Below are 14680 nucleotides of genomic sequence, written 5' to 3' on the forward strand. Positions count from 1 at the left end.
GCTCTGATTCTGTCGGAGGGGCCGCCCGGTTCCTCCGACGCTGTTGCGCCTTTATTCAGGTTGCCTATGTCTTTCGATCTTGCCGCTCGCCTCGCCGAGCGTCGCACCGCCAACCTCTATCGCCAGCGCCCTTTGCTTGAATCACCGCAAGGGCCGTTGGTTACCGTCGATGGCCGGCAATTGCTGGCTTTCTGCGCCAACGACTACCTAGGCTTGGCCAATCATCCGCAGGTGATCGAAGCCTGGCGTGCCGGCGCTGCGCGTTGGGGGGTTGGTGGTGGTGCGTCGCATTTGGTGATTGGCCACAGCACGCCGCACCATGAGCTGGAAGAAGCGTTGGCCGAGTTCACTGGGCGGCCACGTGCGCTGTTGTTTTCTACCGGCTATATGGCCAACTTGGGCGCGGTCACTGCGCTGGTCGGGCAGGGCGACAGCGTGGTGGAAGATCGCCTCAATCATGCTTCCCTGCTAGATGCTGGTTTGCTCAGCTGCGCGCGGTTTTCCCGCTACCTACACAACGACACGGTGAGCCTGGCTAATCGCCTGCGCAAAGCGACTAACAACACCCTGGTGGTCACCGATGGCGTGTTCAGCATGGATGGCGATCTGGCCGACCTGCCGGCACTCTGCGCCGAAGCACGTCGCGCCAATGCTTGGGTGATGGTTGATGACGCTCATGGTTTCGGCCCGCTGGGCGCAACCGGCGCGGGCATCGTCGAGCATTTCGGTCTCGGTATAAATGATGTCCAGGTGCTGGTCGGCACCCTTGGTAAGGCCTTTGGTACGGCCGGTGCCTTTGTCGCCGGCAGCGAGGAGCTGATCGAAACCCTGGTGCAGTTCGCTCGGCCTTACATCTACACCACCAGCCAGCCGCCGGCCTTGGCCTGCGCCACCCTGAAGAGTCTGGAGTTGCTGCGCAGCGAGCATTGGCGACGCGAGCACCTGAATGCGCTGATCAAGCGTTTTCGCGAAGGCGCGCTGGCTATCGGTCTTGAGCTGATGGACAGCGCCACACCAATCCAGCCGATTCTGATTGGTGATAGCGGTCGTGCCATGCAGCTGTCGCAGATGCTGCGCGAACGCGGTTTGCTGGTTACGGCAATTCGCCCGCCCACCGTACCGGCCGGCAGCGCCCGGCTGCGGGTAACCCTGTCTGCCGTGCATAGCCTGGAACAGCTGGAGTTGTTACTGGAGGCCCTGGCTGAGTGCTGGCCGCTATTGGCGGGTGAGGGCGCTACTCATGCGTGATCGGCTGGTTTTGTTACCCGGTTGGGGGCTGGGCGCTGCGCCGTTGCAACCGTTGGCCGATGCCTTGCGTGGGCTTGATCCTCGGTTGCATGTAGCGATTGAGCCGCTGCCAGAGTTGGAACCCAGTAGTCCTGATGACTGGCTGGATGAGTTGGATGCCAAGCTGCCACAGGACGTCTGGCTTGGCGGCTGGTCCCTTGGTGGCATGCTCGCGGCGGAGCTGGCGGCGCGCCGTGGTGAACGCTGCAGCGGGTTGCTGACGCTGGCGAGCAACCTGCGCTTTGTTGCCGAACCGAGCTGGCCAGCGGCAATGGCCAGCGAAACATTTACGGCGTTCCGTCAGGGCTGCGCTAACGATGCACAGGCTACCTTGAAGCGTTTTGCCCTGCTTTGTGCTCAGGGCGCGACCGATGCACGTGGCCTGTCGCGGCAATTGCTGGTCGCGGCACCGCCACTGCAGCCTGCCACGTTGCTGGCCGGGCTGGATGTGTTGGCAGCCCTGGATACGCGAGCCGCACTGCAGGCTTTTGTCGGCCCGCAGCTGCACCTGTTCGCTGGCGCTGATGCGCTGGTGCCAGCCGCCGCAGCGCAGGCTTTATTAGAGGTGTTGGCGGATGTAGAGCTTGGTTTGATTGACCATGTCAGTCATGCCTTCGTCCTTGAGCGGCCCCATGAAGTCGCTGCGGCAATTCAGGGTTTTTTACATGAGGCCGGTGATGACTGACCTGGCTCATAACGCGATTAGCACTCTGCCGGACAAACGCCAGGTCGCTGCTTCGTTTTCCCGCGCGGCGGATAGCTACGACAGTGTGGCTGCGTTGCAGCGCAAGGTCGGCCAGCAGCTTCTGACGCAGTTGCCCGACTCAATTACTCCTGCTCGCTGGCTTGATTTGGGCTGTGGCACTGGCTATTTCAGTCGTGCCTTGGCTGAGCGTTTTGCGGCCAGCCAGGGCGTGGCCGTGGATATCGCCGAAGGCATGCTGCAGCATGCCCGGCCGTTGGGCGGTGCGCAGCAGTTTATTGCCGGCGATGCCGAGCGCTTGCCGCTGCAAAGCGCTTCCTGCGACCTGTTGTTTTCCAGCTTGGCCTTGCAGTGGTGCGCGAACTTTGCGGCGGTGCTTAGCGAGGCTGGGCGAGTATTGCGTCCAGGTGGCGTACTGGCCTTTAGCAGTTTGTGTGTGGGTACGTTGCAGGAGCTGCGCGACAGCTGGCAGGCGGTGGATGGCTTTGTACACGTTAACCGCTTCCGCCGTTTCGAGGATTATCAGCGCCTGTGTGGTGGCAGCGATCTTGCGCTGCTAAGCCTGCAAGCCACGCCCGAAACGCTTTATTACCCGGATGTACGCAGCCTGACCCATGAGCTGAAAGCCCTAGGTGCGCACAATCTTAATCCCGGCAGGCCGGGGGGGCTGACTGGACGGGCGCGCATGCTGGCGCTGCTCAAGGCATATGAACAATTCCGTCAGCCGCAAGGTTTGCCGGCGACCTATCAGGTGGTCTACGGCGTGTTGCGTAAGGACAGTGTTTAAATGAGCACGGCTTTCTTTGTTACCGGCACCGATACTGAAATCGGTAAAACCACCGTCGCAGCCGGCCTGCTGCATGCCGCGCGCATGGCTGGCCTGTCTACGGCCGCGGCCAAGCCGGTGGCCTCGGGCTGTGTGCTAACGGCAGACGGCCTGCGCAATGACGATGCCCTGACATTACTTGGCGAGTGCACCCTGGCGCTGCGTTATGAAGAGGTCAATCCACTGGCGTTCGAGCCGGCGATTGCTCCGCATCTGGCTGCGCGTGAAGCCGGTGTGTTGCTGGATGTTGCGTCGCTGCACGGGGCGGTGCAGGGCATTCTGGATAAACAGGCGGACTTTACCCTGGTCGAGGGGGCGGGTGGTTGGCGTGTCCCTTTGGCTGGGCAAGCGTCGCTGTCGGACTTGGCGATTGCTTTGAAGCTTCCGGTGATTCTGGTGGTCGGCGTACGTCTGGGTTGCATCAATCAGGCGTTGTTGACGGCTGAGGCGATTGTTCGCGATGGTTTGCCGCTGGCGGGATGGGTGGCCAATCTGGTCGATCCGCATACCTCGCGGCTTGAAGATAACCTGGCTACCCTCACCGAACGCTTGCCTGCACCTTGTCTGGGCTATCTGCCGCGCCTGGCTGAAGCCACGCCAGCAGCGGTTTCCAGCTATCTCAATCTCGACCTTTTGCACCGCGCGCTATAAGCAGGCCAAGTGCCATAGCCTTTTGCTTGTACGTTTTTCGAGCAATATCTGCTTCAATTGAAGCTGTTAGTGGTTTGCTATAGCGGGAGCTTGGTATGGAAATTTCTGGAAGTGCTTTCAATTCGGGCATCAGCACCATTCAATCCGGTCAGCGCCGGGTCGATCAGGCTGCGCTGGATATCGCCAGCAATGCGGTTACCCAGCCTCAGCAACCGACCTCCACGCCACCTGCCAACCAGGTTAACCCAGCGCCTAGCGCCGCTGAACAAACACGCGCGGACTTGTCTGAGAGTTTGGTCGCTCTGCGTGAGGGCCGAAATGAGGCTGAAGCTGGGGCCAAGGTCGTGAAAACTGCCGATGAAGTGCTGGGTACTTTGATCGATACCAAGGCCTGAGTCGCCGCCTCTGGCACGCTCACGCTTGGTCGTGGGTGGCCTTGCGGGGCGAGGAGTCATTGCATGCAGATTGGTGGCGCAACGCCTTATCCTGCGTCTGCAGCAACGTTACTGCCGGCGAGGTCTCTTGCTGCCAGTATTTCTTCCGATGTTTCCCCCGACATTACGCGCGCCGCTCAGGCTCCTGTAACGGCTGCTCAGCCGGCGGATGATGAGCAATCAGCATCTTCTCGCGAAGAAGCTGACAAACCTGTCGACAGCCCAGCCAGTTCTGATAAAGCCAGAAACACCGACGATCAGCGCGGCGTCCAGCAACAGCGTCTTGAGCAGCTTGAAGTCGCCAGTCTAGCCAGCCGTGATCAGGAAGTGCGTACCCATGAGCAGGCCCATGCCGCTATTGGTGGTAGCTATGCCGGTTCACCTAGCTATACCTACGAGCGTGGACCGGATGGCAAACGCTATGCGACTGGTGGGGAAGTAGGTATCGACACCGGGCCGGTATCAAATGACCCAGAAGCCACGCTGCGCAAGATGGAGGTGGTCATTCGCGCTGCGCTGGCCCCTGCCGAACCGTCTGCGCAGGACCGTCAGGTTGCCGCGCAAGCCCAGGCACAGATGGCCGAGGCCCGGGCAGAACTGGCGCAGCAGCAACGCACTGAGGCGCAGGCCGCTAGCGAGAAGCGGGCTCAGGGCAGCGAGGATGACGAAGCGTCTGCTGACAATGATAAATCCGCAGCATCTGGCCCGCAGGATCAGTCGCCATCACCTAGTCTTGATCTATACAAGCAGTTGAGTGGCTTGCAGGAGCCAATGCCGGTTGTCGATCTAGTAGCTTGAGCGGCACTAGGGGTGCTTGACATTAAATAGGCATAAACGTATGTTTCAAACGCCTGTTTGATTCGCTTGATTGCCAAGAGGCAATCAAGCGCCGGGACAACTCCCGAAAGCGACCGAATATCCGGTCACCTACACACTAAGAATCTACCGCAGAGGTCAACCGCTATGCCTGATTACAAGGCCCCCTTGCGTGATATCCGTTTTGTACGCGACGAACTGCTTGGCTATGAAGCCCACTATCAGAGCCTGCCTGCATGTCAGGACGCTACACCAGATATGGTCAGCGCCATTATTGAAGAAGGCGCTAAATTCTGTGAGCAAGTGTTGTCTCCGCTTAACCGTGTAGGTGATACCGAAGGCTGTACTTGGTCCGCAGAAGGCGTGAAAACGCCTACCGGGTTCAAAGAGGCCTATAAACAGTATGTTGAAGGCGGCTGGCCGAGTTTGGCTCATGATGTTGAGCATGGCGGCCAAGGCCTGCCTGAGTCACTGGGCCTGGTTGTCAGCGAAATGATCGGTAGCTCGAACTGGTCGTGGGGCATGTACCCTGGCCTGTCGCACGGTGCAATGAACACCATTTCTGAGCACGGCACCGACGAGCAGAAGCACACTTACCTGACCAAGCTGGTATCCGGCGAGTGGACTGGCACTATGTGCCTGACCGAGCCGCATTGCGGCACCGACTTGGGCATGCTGCGCACCAAGGCCGAGCCTCAGGCTGATGGCTCGTACAAGGTTTCCGGCACCAAGATTTTCATCTCCGCTGGTGAGCACGACATGGCCGATAACATCGTCCACATCGTACTGGCCCGCCTGCCGGACGCACCGCAAGGCACCAAAGGCATCTCGCTGTTCATCGTGCCGAAGTTCTCGGTTAACGCTGACGGCACCGTTGGCGCACGTAACGCCGTTTCCTGTGGCTCGCTCGAACACAAGATGGGCATCCACGGTAACGCCACCTGCGTGATGAACTTTGACGGTGCAACCGGTTACCTGATCGGTCCAGCCAACAAAGGTCTGAACTGCATGTTCACCTTTATGAACACGGCTCGCCTGGGTACTGCTCTGCAAGGTCTGGCTCACGCTGAAATCGGTTTCCAGGGTGGCCTGAAGTACGCTCGTGAGCGTCTGCAGATGCGTTCCCTGACAGGCCCGAAAGCGCCGGAAAAAGCCGCTGATCCGATCATCGTCCACCCGGACGTGCGTCGCATGCTGCTGACCATGAAAGCCTTCGCTGAAGGCAACCGCGCGATGGTGTACTTCACCGCCAAGCAGGTTGATATCGTCAAGTACAGCCAAGACGAAGCCGAGAAGAAGCAAGCCGACGCACTGCTGGCTTTCCTTACTCCAATCGCCAAAGCGTTCATGACCGAAGTGGGCTTTGAAGCTGCCAACCACGGCGTACAGATCTATGGCGGCCACGGCTTTATCGCCGAGTGGGGCATGGAGCAGAACGTTCGCGACAGCCGTATCTCCATGCTGTACGAAGGCACCACCGGTATCCAGGCACTCGACCTGCTGGGCCGTAAAGTGCTGCAGACTCAAGGCGAAGCGCTGAAAGGCTTCACCAAGATCGTGCACAAGTTCTGCCAGGCCAACGAAGGCAACGACGCTGTCAAAGCGCTGGTTGCACCACTGGCCAAGCTGAACAAAGAGTGGGGCGACATCACCATGAAAGTGGGTATGGCCGCTATGAAGGACCGTGAAGAAGTCGGCGCTGCTTCGGTGGATTACCTGATGTATTCCGGTTACGTCTGCCTGGCTTACTTCTGGGCTGATATGGCTCGCCTGGCTGCCGAGAAGATTGCTGCAGGTACTGAAGACGAGGCTTTCTACAAGGCCAAGCTGCAGACTGCCAACTTCTACTTCGCACGCATTCTGCCGCGCACCCGTGCGCACGTTGACGCCATGCTGTCTGGTGCCAACAACCTGATGGATATGGACGAAGAGCATTTTGCTCTGGGCTACTAAGCCTTAGGTTGCAAAGCAGTTCGAAAAACCGCTGCCCTCTGGGTGGCGGTTTTTTATTTGGGCGAATAAAAAGCGCCAGGTAGCTTGTCGATTTGCCTGCGAGGTTCCGTGCGCAATGCGCTCGTTACAGGCAAAATGCGCGACGTTCATCCACTTTTATCGCGGTGTGGAGCCTGTCTTGTCGCGTTTTGCTGCTGTGCGCTTCAGTCACTTTCTGCCTTCGCTGCTGCTTTTGCTTGGCGGGGTTCTGTTGGCGCGTCTGGCGGTACTCAGTGAGTTTTTCACCTCGCTGTTCAATGTGCTGCCAACTCTGCTGCTGTTGCTTGGTGGTGCGTTCTGTCTGGTGTATGGCCGCCAGCGTGAAGTGTTTTTGCTGCTGACGCTGTACCTCGGCTACTTCCTGCTGGATACCCAGGTCGATCATTTTCGTGCCACTGGGCAAGTACGTAGCGACGCGGCGCTGATCTTTCACCTCTGCAGTCTGCTGCTGCCGCTGCTCTACAGTCTTTACGCGGCCTGGCAGGAACGCACTCATCTGCTGCAGGATCTGATCGCTCGGGCAGCCGTTTTGTTTGCTGTCTGTGCGGTGGCTGCTGCGTTGCTGGAGCGCTTCCCTGAGGCGTTACTGCAATGGTTGTCAGTGGTGCGTTGGCCGTCGTTACAGTTCGATTGGCTGGCGTTGGTACAGTTGGCATATCCGGTATTTTTGCTCGGTTTGATTCTGCTGCTGGTGCAGTATTTGCGCACGCCGCGGCCCTTGCATGCCGCGCAGTTTCTTGGGCTGTGCGGCCTGCTGTGGATGTTGCCGAATACCTTCATCTTGCCTAATGCGCTGAACGTGATGAGTAGTCAGATCATGTTGATGCTGGTGGCTGCCTTGGCTCACGAGGCCTATCAAATGGCCTTTCGCGATGAGCTTACCGGCTTGCCGGGGCGGCGTGCGCTGAATGAGCGATTGCAGCGTTTGGGCCGCAGTTATGTGATCGCCATGGCTGATGTCGATCATTTCAAGAAATTCAACGACACCCATGGCCACGATGTTGGCGATCAGGTGCTGCGCCTGGTCGCCAGTCAGTTGCGCAAGGTCGGCGGCGGCGGCAAGGCCTACCGTTATGGTGGTGAGGAGTTCACTCTGGTGTTCCCCAGCAAGACGATCGAGGAGTGTTTGCCGCACTTGGAGCTGGTGCGGCAGGCCATCGAGCACTACCGCTTGCAGTTGCGCGACCCGCAGCAGCGACCGCATGACGACAAACATGGGCGTCAGCTGCGTGTCGGCAAGGTGGCGACCCAGGCGGCGGTGACCATCAGCATGGGGGTGGCCGAGCGCAGTATTGCGCATGCGGGGGCGGATGAGGTGATCAAGGCTGCCGACCAAGCCCTCTATAGCGCAAAAAGCGCCGGGCGCAATTGTATTCGCAGTCACGGGCAGCGGCGCGGTGCGGTAAAGCTGTAGCCAGCGCGTAACTGCTGTGGCGCGCTTATGGTGATGTATTCAGCAGCTCGACGGTCATTGTTGCAGTCAGTGGCAACACCGTAGCGTAGGGGGAAAGCGACCCCATGACTCTGCTGGAGCGTCACCATGCCAGACTACAAAGCCCCACTGCGCGACATGCGCTTTCTTCTCGATGATGTCTTCGATTTTCACGCGAGTTACGCCGCCAATGGGGCCAGTGATGCTAGCCCGGATATGGTCAGCGCGATTCTTGAGGAAGGGGCCAAGTTCTGTGAGCAGGTGCTGGCACCGCTGAATCGCTCCGGGGATGAGCAGGAGTGCCAGTTCAACAACGGTGTGGTGACTACGCCAAAGGGCTTCAAGGAAGCCTTTGCTCAGTACGTGGAAGGAGGCTGGAATGGCTTGGCTGCAGACCCAGCCTATGGCGGCCAGGGCCTGCCGCATTCGTTGGGTTTGATATTCAGCGAGATGGTCGGTGCCAGTAATACCTCTTGGGGCATGTACCCAGGTTTAACGCATGGCGCGATGTCGGCAATCCATGCCCATGGCAGCGAGGTGCAGAAGCAAACCTACCTGAACAAACTCACCGAGGGGCGCTGGACGGGCACCATGTGCCTGACTGAAGCCCATTGCGGCACCGATCTAGGCCTGATCAAGACACGCGCCGTGCCTCAGGCTGATGGCAGTTATGTGCTAACGGGGAGCAAGATATTTATCTCCGCTGGCGAGCATGATATGAGCGAGAACATCGTCCATCTGGTGCTGGCCAAGCTGCCGGATGCGCCTGCTGGTACCAAGGGTATTTCACTGTTTATCGTGCCCAAGTTTCTGCCTGATGCCGCTGGCGACGCAGGCCCACGCAATGGCGTGAGCTGCGGATCAATCGAACACAAGATGGGCATCAAGGCCTCAGCCACCTGCGTGATTAACTTCGACAGTGCCACTGGCTACCTGATTGGTGAGGCTAATAAGGGCCTCAACTGCATGTTCACCATGATGAATCACGCCCGCCTTGGTACTGGCATGCAGGGCCTGTGTTTGGGGGAGGCCAGCTTCCAGGGGGCGAGTAAATACGCCAGTGAGCGTTTGCAGATGCGCGCACTTACTGGGCCTAAGGCACCAGATAAGTCCGCCGACCCGATCATCGTCCACCCTGATGTGCGGCGCATGCTGCTGACCATGAAAGCGTTCAACGAAGGCAACCGTGCGTTGGCCTATTTCACTGCGCAATTGCTCGACCAGGCCCATAGCGCTGACAGTGTTGAGGCGCGTGAAGAGGCAGAAAATCTGTTGGCCTTTCTGACGCCGATCTGCAAAGCCTTTATGACCGAGACCGGTCTAGAGGTTACCAACCATGGTATGCAGGTCTTTGGTGGCCATGGCTTTATTCGCGAGTGGGGCATGGAGCAGTTGGTGCGCGATTGCCGTATTGCCCTGATTTACGAAGGCACCAATGGCATTCAGGCCCTCGATTTGCTGGGGCGTAAGGTGCTGGGTAGCCAGGGTAAGCTGCTACGCGGCTTTACCAAGATCATTCACAAGTTCTGCGAGGCCCAGGCTGAGCATCCGCAGCTCAAGGGTTATGTGGCCCAGTTAGCAGCGCTCAATCAACAATGGGGTGAGCTAACCCAGAAGATTGGCATGGCCGCTATGAAGAACCCCGACGAAGTCGGTGCTGCCTCAATGGATTACCTGATGTATTCCGGCTACGTCACTTTGGCGTACTTCTGGCTGCGTATGGCTCAGGTTGCGCAAGACAAGCTGGCTGCGGGGGAGGGCGATGCGGCCTTCCTGCGTACCAAACTTGCTACCTGCGAGTTTTACTTCAAGCGCCTGTTACCGCGTACAGCCGCTCACCTTGCTGCAGCGCAGGCGGGAAGCGCGTGCATGATGGAGCTTCCTGCGGAGAGCTTCGCCTTCTGACCGGCGGATTGGCACTGCAATAGCCCGTGAGCCGTAATGCCGCTTCGCTTAAGCAAGCAGCATTACGGCTCACGGGCTTTTGCGAAAGTTACGACGTCGGTTTTCATGGGGCGGGATGCCCGCCAGGTAGCAGCGCAATAACACAGGCAAAAAAAACCCCGCCAAAGGGGCGGGGTCGAGGATACGAGCGTGGCAGCTCGAAAGTTAATGCGTTACAGCAGCATGGTGCGGATATCCGCCAGCACGTCACCCAGGCGCTTGGTGAAGCGCGCGGCAGCGGCACCATTGATCACACGGTGGTCGTAGGACAGCGACAGCGGCAGCATCAGCTTGGGCTGGAAGGCTTTGCCATCCCACACCGGCTGAATGTTTGCCTTGCTGACACCGAGAATCGCCACTTCCGGCGCGTTGACGATCGGCGTAAAGCCGGTGCCGCCAATGTGGCCGAGGCTGGAGATGGTGAAGCAGGCACCCTGCATGTCATCGGCCGAGAGCTTTTTGCTGCGCGCTTTTTCCGCCAGAGCGGCGGCTTCGGCAGCCAATTGCAACAGGCTCTTCTGATCGACGTTCTTGATTACCGGGACCAGCAGACCATCCGGGGTGTCCACGGCAAAGCCGATGTGCACGTATTTCTTGCGGATGATCGCTTTGCCACTCGGCGCCAGTGAGCTGTTGAAGTCCGGCAGTTCCTTGAGCAGGAAGGCACAGGCCTTGAGCAGCAGCGGCAGCACGGTGAGCTTGACTCCGGCTTTCTCTGCCACGGCTTTCTGCGCGACGCGGAAGGCTTCCAGCTCAGTGATATCGGCCGAGTCGAACTGAGTTACGTGTGGCACGTTGAGCCAGCTGCGATGCAAGTTGTTGGCACCTACCTGCATCAGGCGGGTCATGGCCACTTCTTCGATTTCACCAAACTTGCTGAAATCCACCGCCGGAATTGGCGGGATGCCGGCACCGCCGGTTGCGCCAGCGGCTGGGGCTTCTTTGGCCTTCTGCATCATCGCTTTGACGTAAACCTGCACGTCTTCTTTGAGGATGCGACCTTTCGGCCCTGTGCCGGGTACGGCAGCCAGTTCGACACCAAATTCACGCGCTAGCAAGCGTACTGCCGGACCCGCATGCACCTTGCTGCCTGGGCGTGCTTCGACGTGGTCGACTTTGGCCGCGGCGGCGGCCAGTGAGGCAATGGCGCTGACTTCGGCAGCAATCGCAGGATGAGCACCAGCAGGGACTTTGTGGCCCTCACTGGCGGTTGCAGGTGCGGCGGCCGGAGCAGCAGCGGGTGCCGCTGCTGGGGCTTCTGCGCTGCCTGCGACCTTCAGCTTGAGGATAAAGTCGCCAGTGCCGACTTCGTCTTCCAGCTTGATGCCGATGCTTTCCACCACGCCGGCAGCCGGCGAGGGGATTTCCATGCTGGCTTTGTCCGACTCCAGGGTGATCAGCGACTGATCAGCTTCAACGGTATCGCCGACCTTGACCAGTACTTCGATGATCTTGGCTTTGCCGTCTGAGCCGATATCCGGTACGTGGACATCTTGTACGCTGCTGGCGGTTGGCGCTGCAGGCGCTGGTGCCGCAGCGGGGGCTGCTTGTTCTGCGGCCTTGGGTGCTTCGGCAGGCGCGGCGGCAGCGGCTTCAGGAGCCACTGCAGCATCGCCTTCGACGTCCAGCTCAAGCAGCTCGTCGCCTTCTTTCAGGGTGTCGCCGAGCTTCACTTTTAGGCTTTTCACTACGCCGGCTTTCGGCGCAGGAATTTCCATGCTGGCCTTGTCCGACTCTAGGGTCAGCAGGCTTTGATCGGCTTCGATGCGGTCGCCAACTTTGACCATCAGTTCGATTACTTCACCCTCACCACCACCGATGTCGGGTACGCGAATCAATTCACTCATCGTTTCGCTCCTTAGCAGTCCAGTGGGTTGAGTTTTTCTGGGTTGATGCCGAACTTGGCGATGGCCTCAGCCACCACTTTCGGTTCGATATCACCGCGGTCGGCAAGGGCTTCCAGAGCGGCCAGCACGACCCAGTTGCGGTCCACTTCAAAGAAGTGACGCAGCTTCTTGCGGCTGTCGCTGCGGCCGAAGCCGTCGGTGCCCAGAACTTTGAACTCTTTGCTCGGTACCCACTGACGAATCTGTTCAGCGAACAGCTTCATGTAGTCGGTAGAGGCAATCACCGGGCCTTTGCGGCCGCCCAGGCACTCTTCCACGTAGGTTTGCTTAGGCTTCTGGCCCGGGTGCAGGCGGTTGCTGCGCTCTACTGCCAAGCCATCACGGCGCAGTTCGTTGAAGCTGGTGACGCTCCACACGTCTGCTGCCACGTTGAACTCGTCACGCAGAATTTTCGCCGCTTCACGCACTTCACGCAGGATGGTGCCGGAGCCGAGGAGCTGCACGTGGTGTGCGGCTTCCTTCTTGTCTTCTTCGAGCAGGTACATGCCCTTGATGATGCCGTCCTCAACACCGGCCGGCATGGCGGGTTGCTGGTACGACTCGTTCATCACAGTGATGTAGTAGAAGACGTCCTGTTGCTCTTCGGTCATCTTCTTCATGCCGTCCTGGATGATCACCGCCAGCTCGTAGCCGTAGGTTGGATCGAAGGTGCGGCAGTTCGGGATAGTGGCGGCCAGCATGTGGCTGTGACCGTCTTCGTGCTGCAGGCCTTCACCGTTGAGGGTGGTGCGCCCGGCAGTACCGCCGATCAGGAAACCACGGGTGCGGCTGTCGCCAGCGGCCCAGGCCAGGTCGCCAATCCGCTGGAAGCCGAACATCGAGTAGAAGATGTAGAACGGCAGCATTGGCTGGTTGTGGCTGGAGTACGACGTACCGGCAGCGATGAAGGAGCTCATGGCGCCTGCTTCGTTGATGCCTTCTTCGAGAATCTGGCCCTTCTTGTCTTCCCGGTAGAACATCACCTGGTCTTTATCGACTGGCTCGTAGAGCTGGCCGACCGAGGAGTAGATGCCTAACTGGCGGAACATGCCTTCCATACCGAAGGTACGTGCTTCGTCCGGGATGATCGGGACGATGCGCTGGCCGATTTCCTTGTCCTTGACCAGTTGCGCGAGGATGCGCACGAAGGCCATGGTGGTGGAAATTTCGCGGTCGCCCGAACCATCGAGGATGGCCTTGAGGGTATCCAGCGGTGGCGTCGGGATGCTGAAGCTCTTCGCCCGGCGCTGCGGCACGAAACCGCCGAGGGCGGCGCGGCGCTCGCTTAGGTAACGGGCTTCGGCGCTGCCTTCTTCCGGCTTGAGGAACGGCAGGTTTTCCAGCTCGTCATCTTTGACCGGAATGTCGAAGCGGTCGCGGAACTGCTTCAGGCTTTCGACATCGACCTTTTTGGTGTTGTGCGCGGTGTTCTTCGCTTCACCGGCGCCGGTACCATAACCCTTGACGGTCTTGGCCAGGATCACGGTCGGCTGCTCTTTGTGGTTGACCGCCTGGTGATAGGCTGCATAGACCTTGTACGGGTCATGGCCGCCACGGTTGAGCTTCCAGATTTCGTCGTCGGACAGATCGGCAACCATCGCCTTGAGTTCTGGCGAGTTGAAGAAGTGCTCACGGACGAACGCGCCGTCCTTAGCCTTGTAGTTCTGGTATTCGCCGTCGATGACTTCGTCCATGCGGCGCTGCAGAATGCCGTCGACGTCTTTGGCCAGCAGTGGGTCCCAGAAACGGCCCCAGACCACCTTGTTGACGTTCCAGCCGCCGCCACGGAACACGCCTTCGAGTTCCTGGATGATCTTGCCGTTGCCGCGCACTGGGCCGTCGAGGCGCTGCAGGTTGCAGTTGATCACGAAGATCAGGTTGTCCAGCTTCTCGCGGCCAGCCAGGGAGATCGCGCCGAGGGATTCCGGCTCGTCGCACTCACCGTCGCCCATAAAGCACCAGACTTTCTGCTTGCCGGCTGGGATAAAGCCGCGAGCTTCCAGGTACTTCATAAAGCGTGCCTGGTAGATCGCCTGAATCGGGCCCAGACCCATGGATACAGTCGGGAATTGCCAGAACTCAGGCATCAGCCAAGGGTGCGGGTAGGACGACAGGCCTTTGCCATCGACTTCCTGGCGGAAGTTGTTCATCTGCTCTTCGCTGATGCGGCCTTCCATAAAGGCGCGGGCGTAAACGCCGGGCGATGCGTGGCCCTGGAAGAAGATCAGGTCGCCGCCATGCTCCTCGGTGGGAGCCTGGAAGAAATAGTTGAAACCGATGTCATACAGCGTTGCCGAGGAGGCGAAGCTGGAGATGTGGCCGCCCAGATCTGAGTCTTTCAGATTGGTGCGCATAACCATTGCCAACGCGTTCCAGCGCACCAGCGAGCGAATGCGGCGTTCCATAAACAGGTCGCCAGGCATGCGTGCTTCGTGGGTCAGCGGGATGGTGTTGCGATAGGGCGTGGTGATCGCATAGGGCAGCTGCGAACCACTGCGCGTGGCCAGCTCGCCCATGCGGGTCATCAGGTAATGGGCGCGGTCTTCACCCTCAGTCGTGAGGACGGACTCAAGGGCGTCCAGCCATTCCTGGGTTTCGACGGGATCGAGGTCTTGCATGGCTTGCTCCAGGGCGGAAAGGCTTCCAGAATCGGAGGCCAGGTTTCGTGGCCGACTTCGTGAGTGGCCGCGTGAATTCTTGGGTTGACCG

Annotated in this window: 11 protein-coding genes; 9 read left to right on the forward strand and 2 right to left on the reverse strand. The window is 59.3% G+C overall.

The genetic code is table 11. From position 1 onward, the window contains the following. Positions 1-66 precede the first annotated feature (66 nt). The 9 genes from bioF (at position 67) to VCA57_RS23150 (ending at position 10046) form a co-directional block, all read left to right on the forward strand. Complete coding sequence (bioF, locus tag VCA57_RS23110; protein WP_411188050.1) at positions 67-1248, forward strand: 8-amino-7-oxononanoate synthase; 1182 nt, start codon at positions 67-69, stop codon at positions 1246-1248. After that, positions 1241-1972: an alpha/beta fold hydrolase gene (locus tag VCA57_RS23115; protein WP_411188052.1), complete on the forward strand. Its 732-nt coding sequence runs from the start codon at positions 1241-1243 to the stop codon at positions 1970-1972. Before bioF ends, VCA57_RS23115 begins: the two co-directional genes overlap by 8 nt. Next, a complete protein-coding gene (gene bioC / locus VCA57_RS23120; RefSeq protein WP_411188054.1) occupies positions 1965-2777 on the forward strand; it encodes a malonyl-ACP O-methyltransferase BioC in 813 nt (270 codons plus the stop codon). Before VCA57_RS23115 ends, bioC begins: the two co-directional genes overlap by 8 nt. Next, entirely contained in the window at positions 2778-3467 is a 690-nt protein-coding gene (bioD, locus tag VCA57_RS23125) for a dethiobiotin synthase (RefSeq protein WP_411188056.1), read from the forward strand. 95 nt (positions 3468-3562) lie between these two features. After that, positions 3563-3862: a hypothetical protein gene (locus tag VCA57_RS23130; protein WP_411188058.1), complete on the forward strand. Its 300-nt coding sequence runs from the start codon at positions 3563-3565 to the stop codon at positions 3860-3862. Between the two features lie 63 nt (positions 3863-3925). Next, positions 3926-4699, forward strand: coding sequence for a putative metalloprotease CJM1_0395 family protein (locus tag VCA57_RS23135; protein ID WP_411188060.1), 774 nt, complete (start codon positions 3926-3928; stop codon positions 4697-4699). Between the two features lie 165 nt (positions 4700-4864). Next, complete coding sequence (locus tag VCA57_RS23140) at positions 4865-6670, forward strand: phenylacyl-CoA dehydrogenase (protein ID WP_411188062.1); 1806 nt, start codon at positions 4865-4867, stop codon at positions 6668-6670. Positions 6671-6848: 178 nt separating this feature from the next. Further along, on the forward strand, positions 6849-8123 hold the full coding sequence (locus tag VCA57_RS23145) for a diguanylate cyclase (protein ID WP_411188064.1): 1275 nt from the start codon (positions 6849-6851) through the stop codon (positions 8121-8123). Positions 8124-8249: 126 nt separating this feature from the next. Then, positions 8250-10046 carry an acyl-CoA dehydrogenase C-terminal domain-containing protein gene (locus tag VCA57_RS23150; protein ID WP_411188066.1) on the forward strand — a complete coding sequence of 599 codons (1797 nt, stop codon included), beginning with the start codon at positions 8250-8252 and terminating at the stop codon, positions 10044-10046. Positions 10047-10258: 212 nt separating this feature from the next. On the opposite strand, the gene aceF is transcribed toward VCA57_RS23150, so the two are convergent. Together aceF and aceE are read right to left on the reverse strand one after the other, a co-directional pair. Further along, positions 10259-11932: a dihydrolipoyllysine-residue acetyltransferase gene (aceF, locus tag VCA57_RS23155; protein ID WP_411188068.1), complete on the reverse strand. Its 1674-nt coding sequence runs from the start codon at positions 11930-11932 to the stop codon at positions 10259-10261. 11 nt (positions 11933-11943) lie between these two features. After that, entirely contained in the window at positions 11944-14589 is a 2646-nt protein-coding gene (gene aceE, locus VCA57_RS23160) for a pyruvate dehydrogenase (acetyl-transferring), homodimeric type (protein WP_411188070.1), read from the reverse strand. Between the last annotated feature and the right edge of the window lie 91 nt (positions 14590-14680).

It is taken from the genome of Pseudomonas sp. (assembly GCF_046581935.1).
Classification (GTDB): domain Bacteria; phylum Pseudomonadota; class Gammaproteobacteria; order Pseudomonadales; family Pseudomonadaceae; genus Aquipseudomonas.

What these genes read in the sequence shown, in the direction of transcription:
- bioF (WP_411188050.1), top strand. Translation starts at nt 67, where the DNA reads ATGTCTTTCGATCTTGCCGCTCGCCTCGCCGAGCGTCGCACCGCCAAC.
- VCA57_RS23115 (WP_411188052.1), top strand. Translation starts at nt 1,241, where the DNA reads ATGCGTGATCGGCTGGTTTTGTTACCCGGTTGGGGGCTGGGCGCTGCG.
- bioC (WP_411188054.1), top strand. Translation starts at nt 1,965, where the DNA reads ATGACTGACCTGGCTCATAACGCGATTAGCACTCTGCCGGACAAACGC.
- bioD (WP_411188056.1), top strand. Translation starts at nt 2,778, where the DNA reads ATGAGCACGGCTTTCTTTGTTACCGGCACCGATACTGAAATCGGTAAA.
- VCA57_RS23130 (WP_411188058.1), top strand. Translation starts at nt 3,563, where the DNA reads ATGGAAATTTCTGGAAGTGCTTTCAATTCGGGCATCAGCACCATTCAA.
- VCA57_RS23135 (WP_411188060.1), top strand. Translation starts at nt 3,926, where the DNA reads ATGCAGATTGGTGGCGCAACGCCTTATCCTGCGTCTGCAGCAACGTTA.
- VCA57_RS23140 (WP_411188062.1), top strand. Translation starts at nt 4,865, where the DNA reads ATGCCTGATTACAAGGCCCCCTTGCGTGATATCCGTTTTGTACGCGAC.
- VCA57_RS23150 (WP_411188066.1), top strand. Translation starts at nt 8,250, where the DNA reads ATGCCAGACTACAAAGCCCCACTGCGCGACATGCGCTTTCTTCTCGAT.
- aceF (WP_411188068.1), bottom strand. Translation starts at nt 11,932, where the DNA reads ATGAGTGAATTGATTCGCGTACCCGACATCGGTGGTGGTGAGGGTGAA.
- aceE (WP_411188070.1), bottom strand. Translation starts at nt 14,589, where the DNA reads ATGCAAGACCTCGATCCCGTCGAAACCCAGGAATGGCTGGACGCCCTT.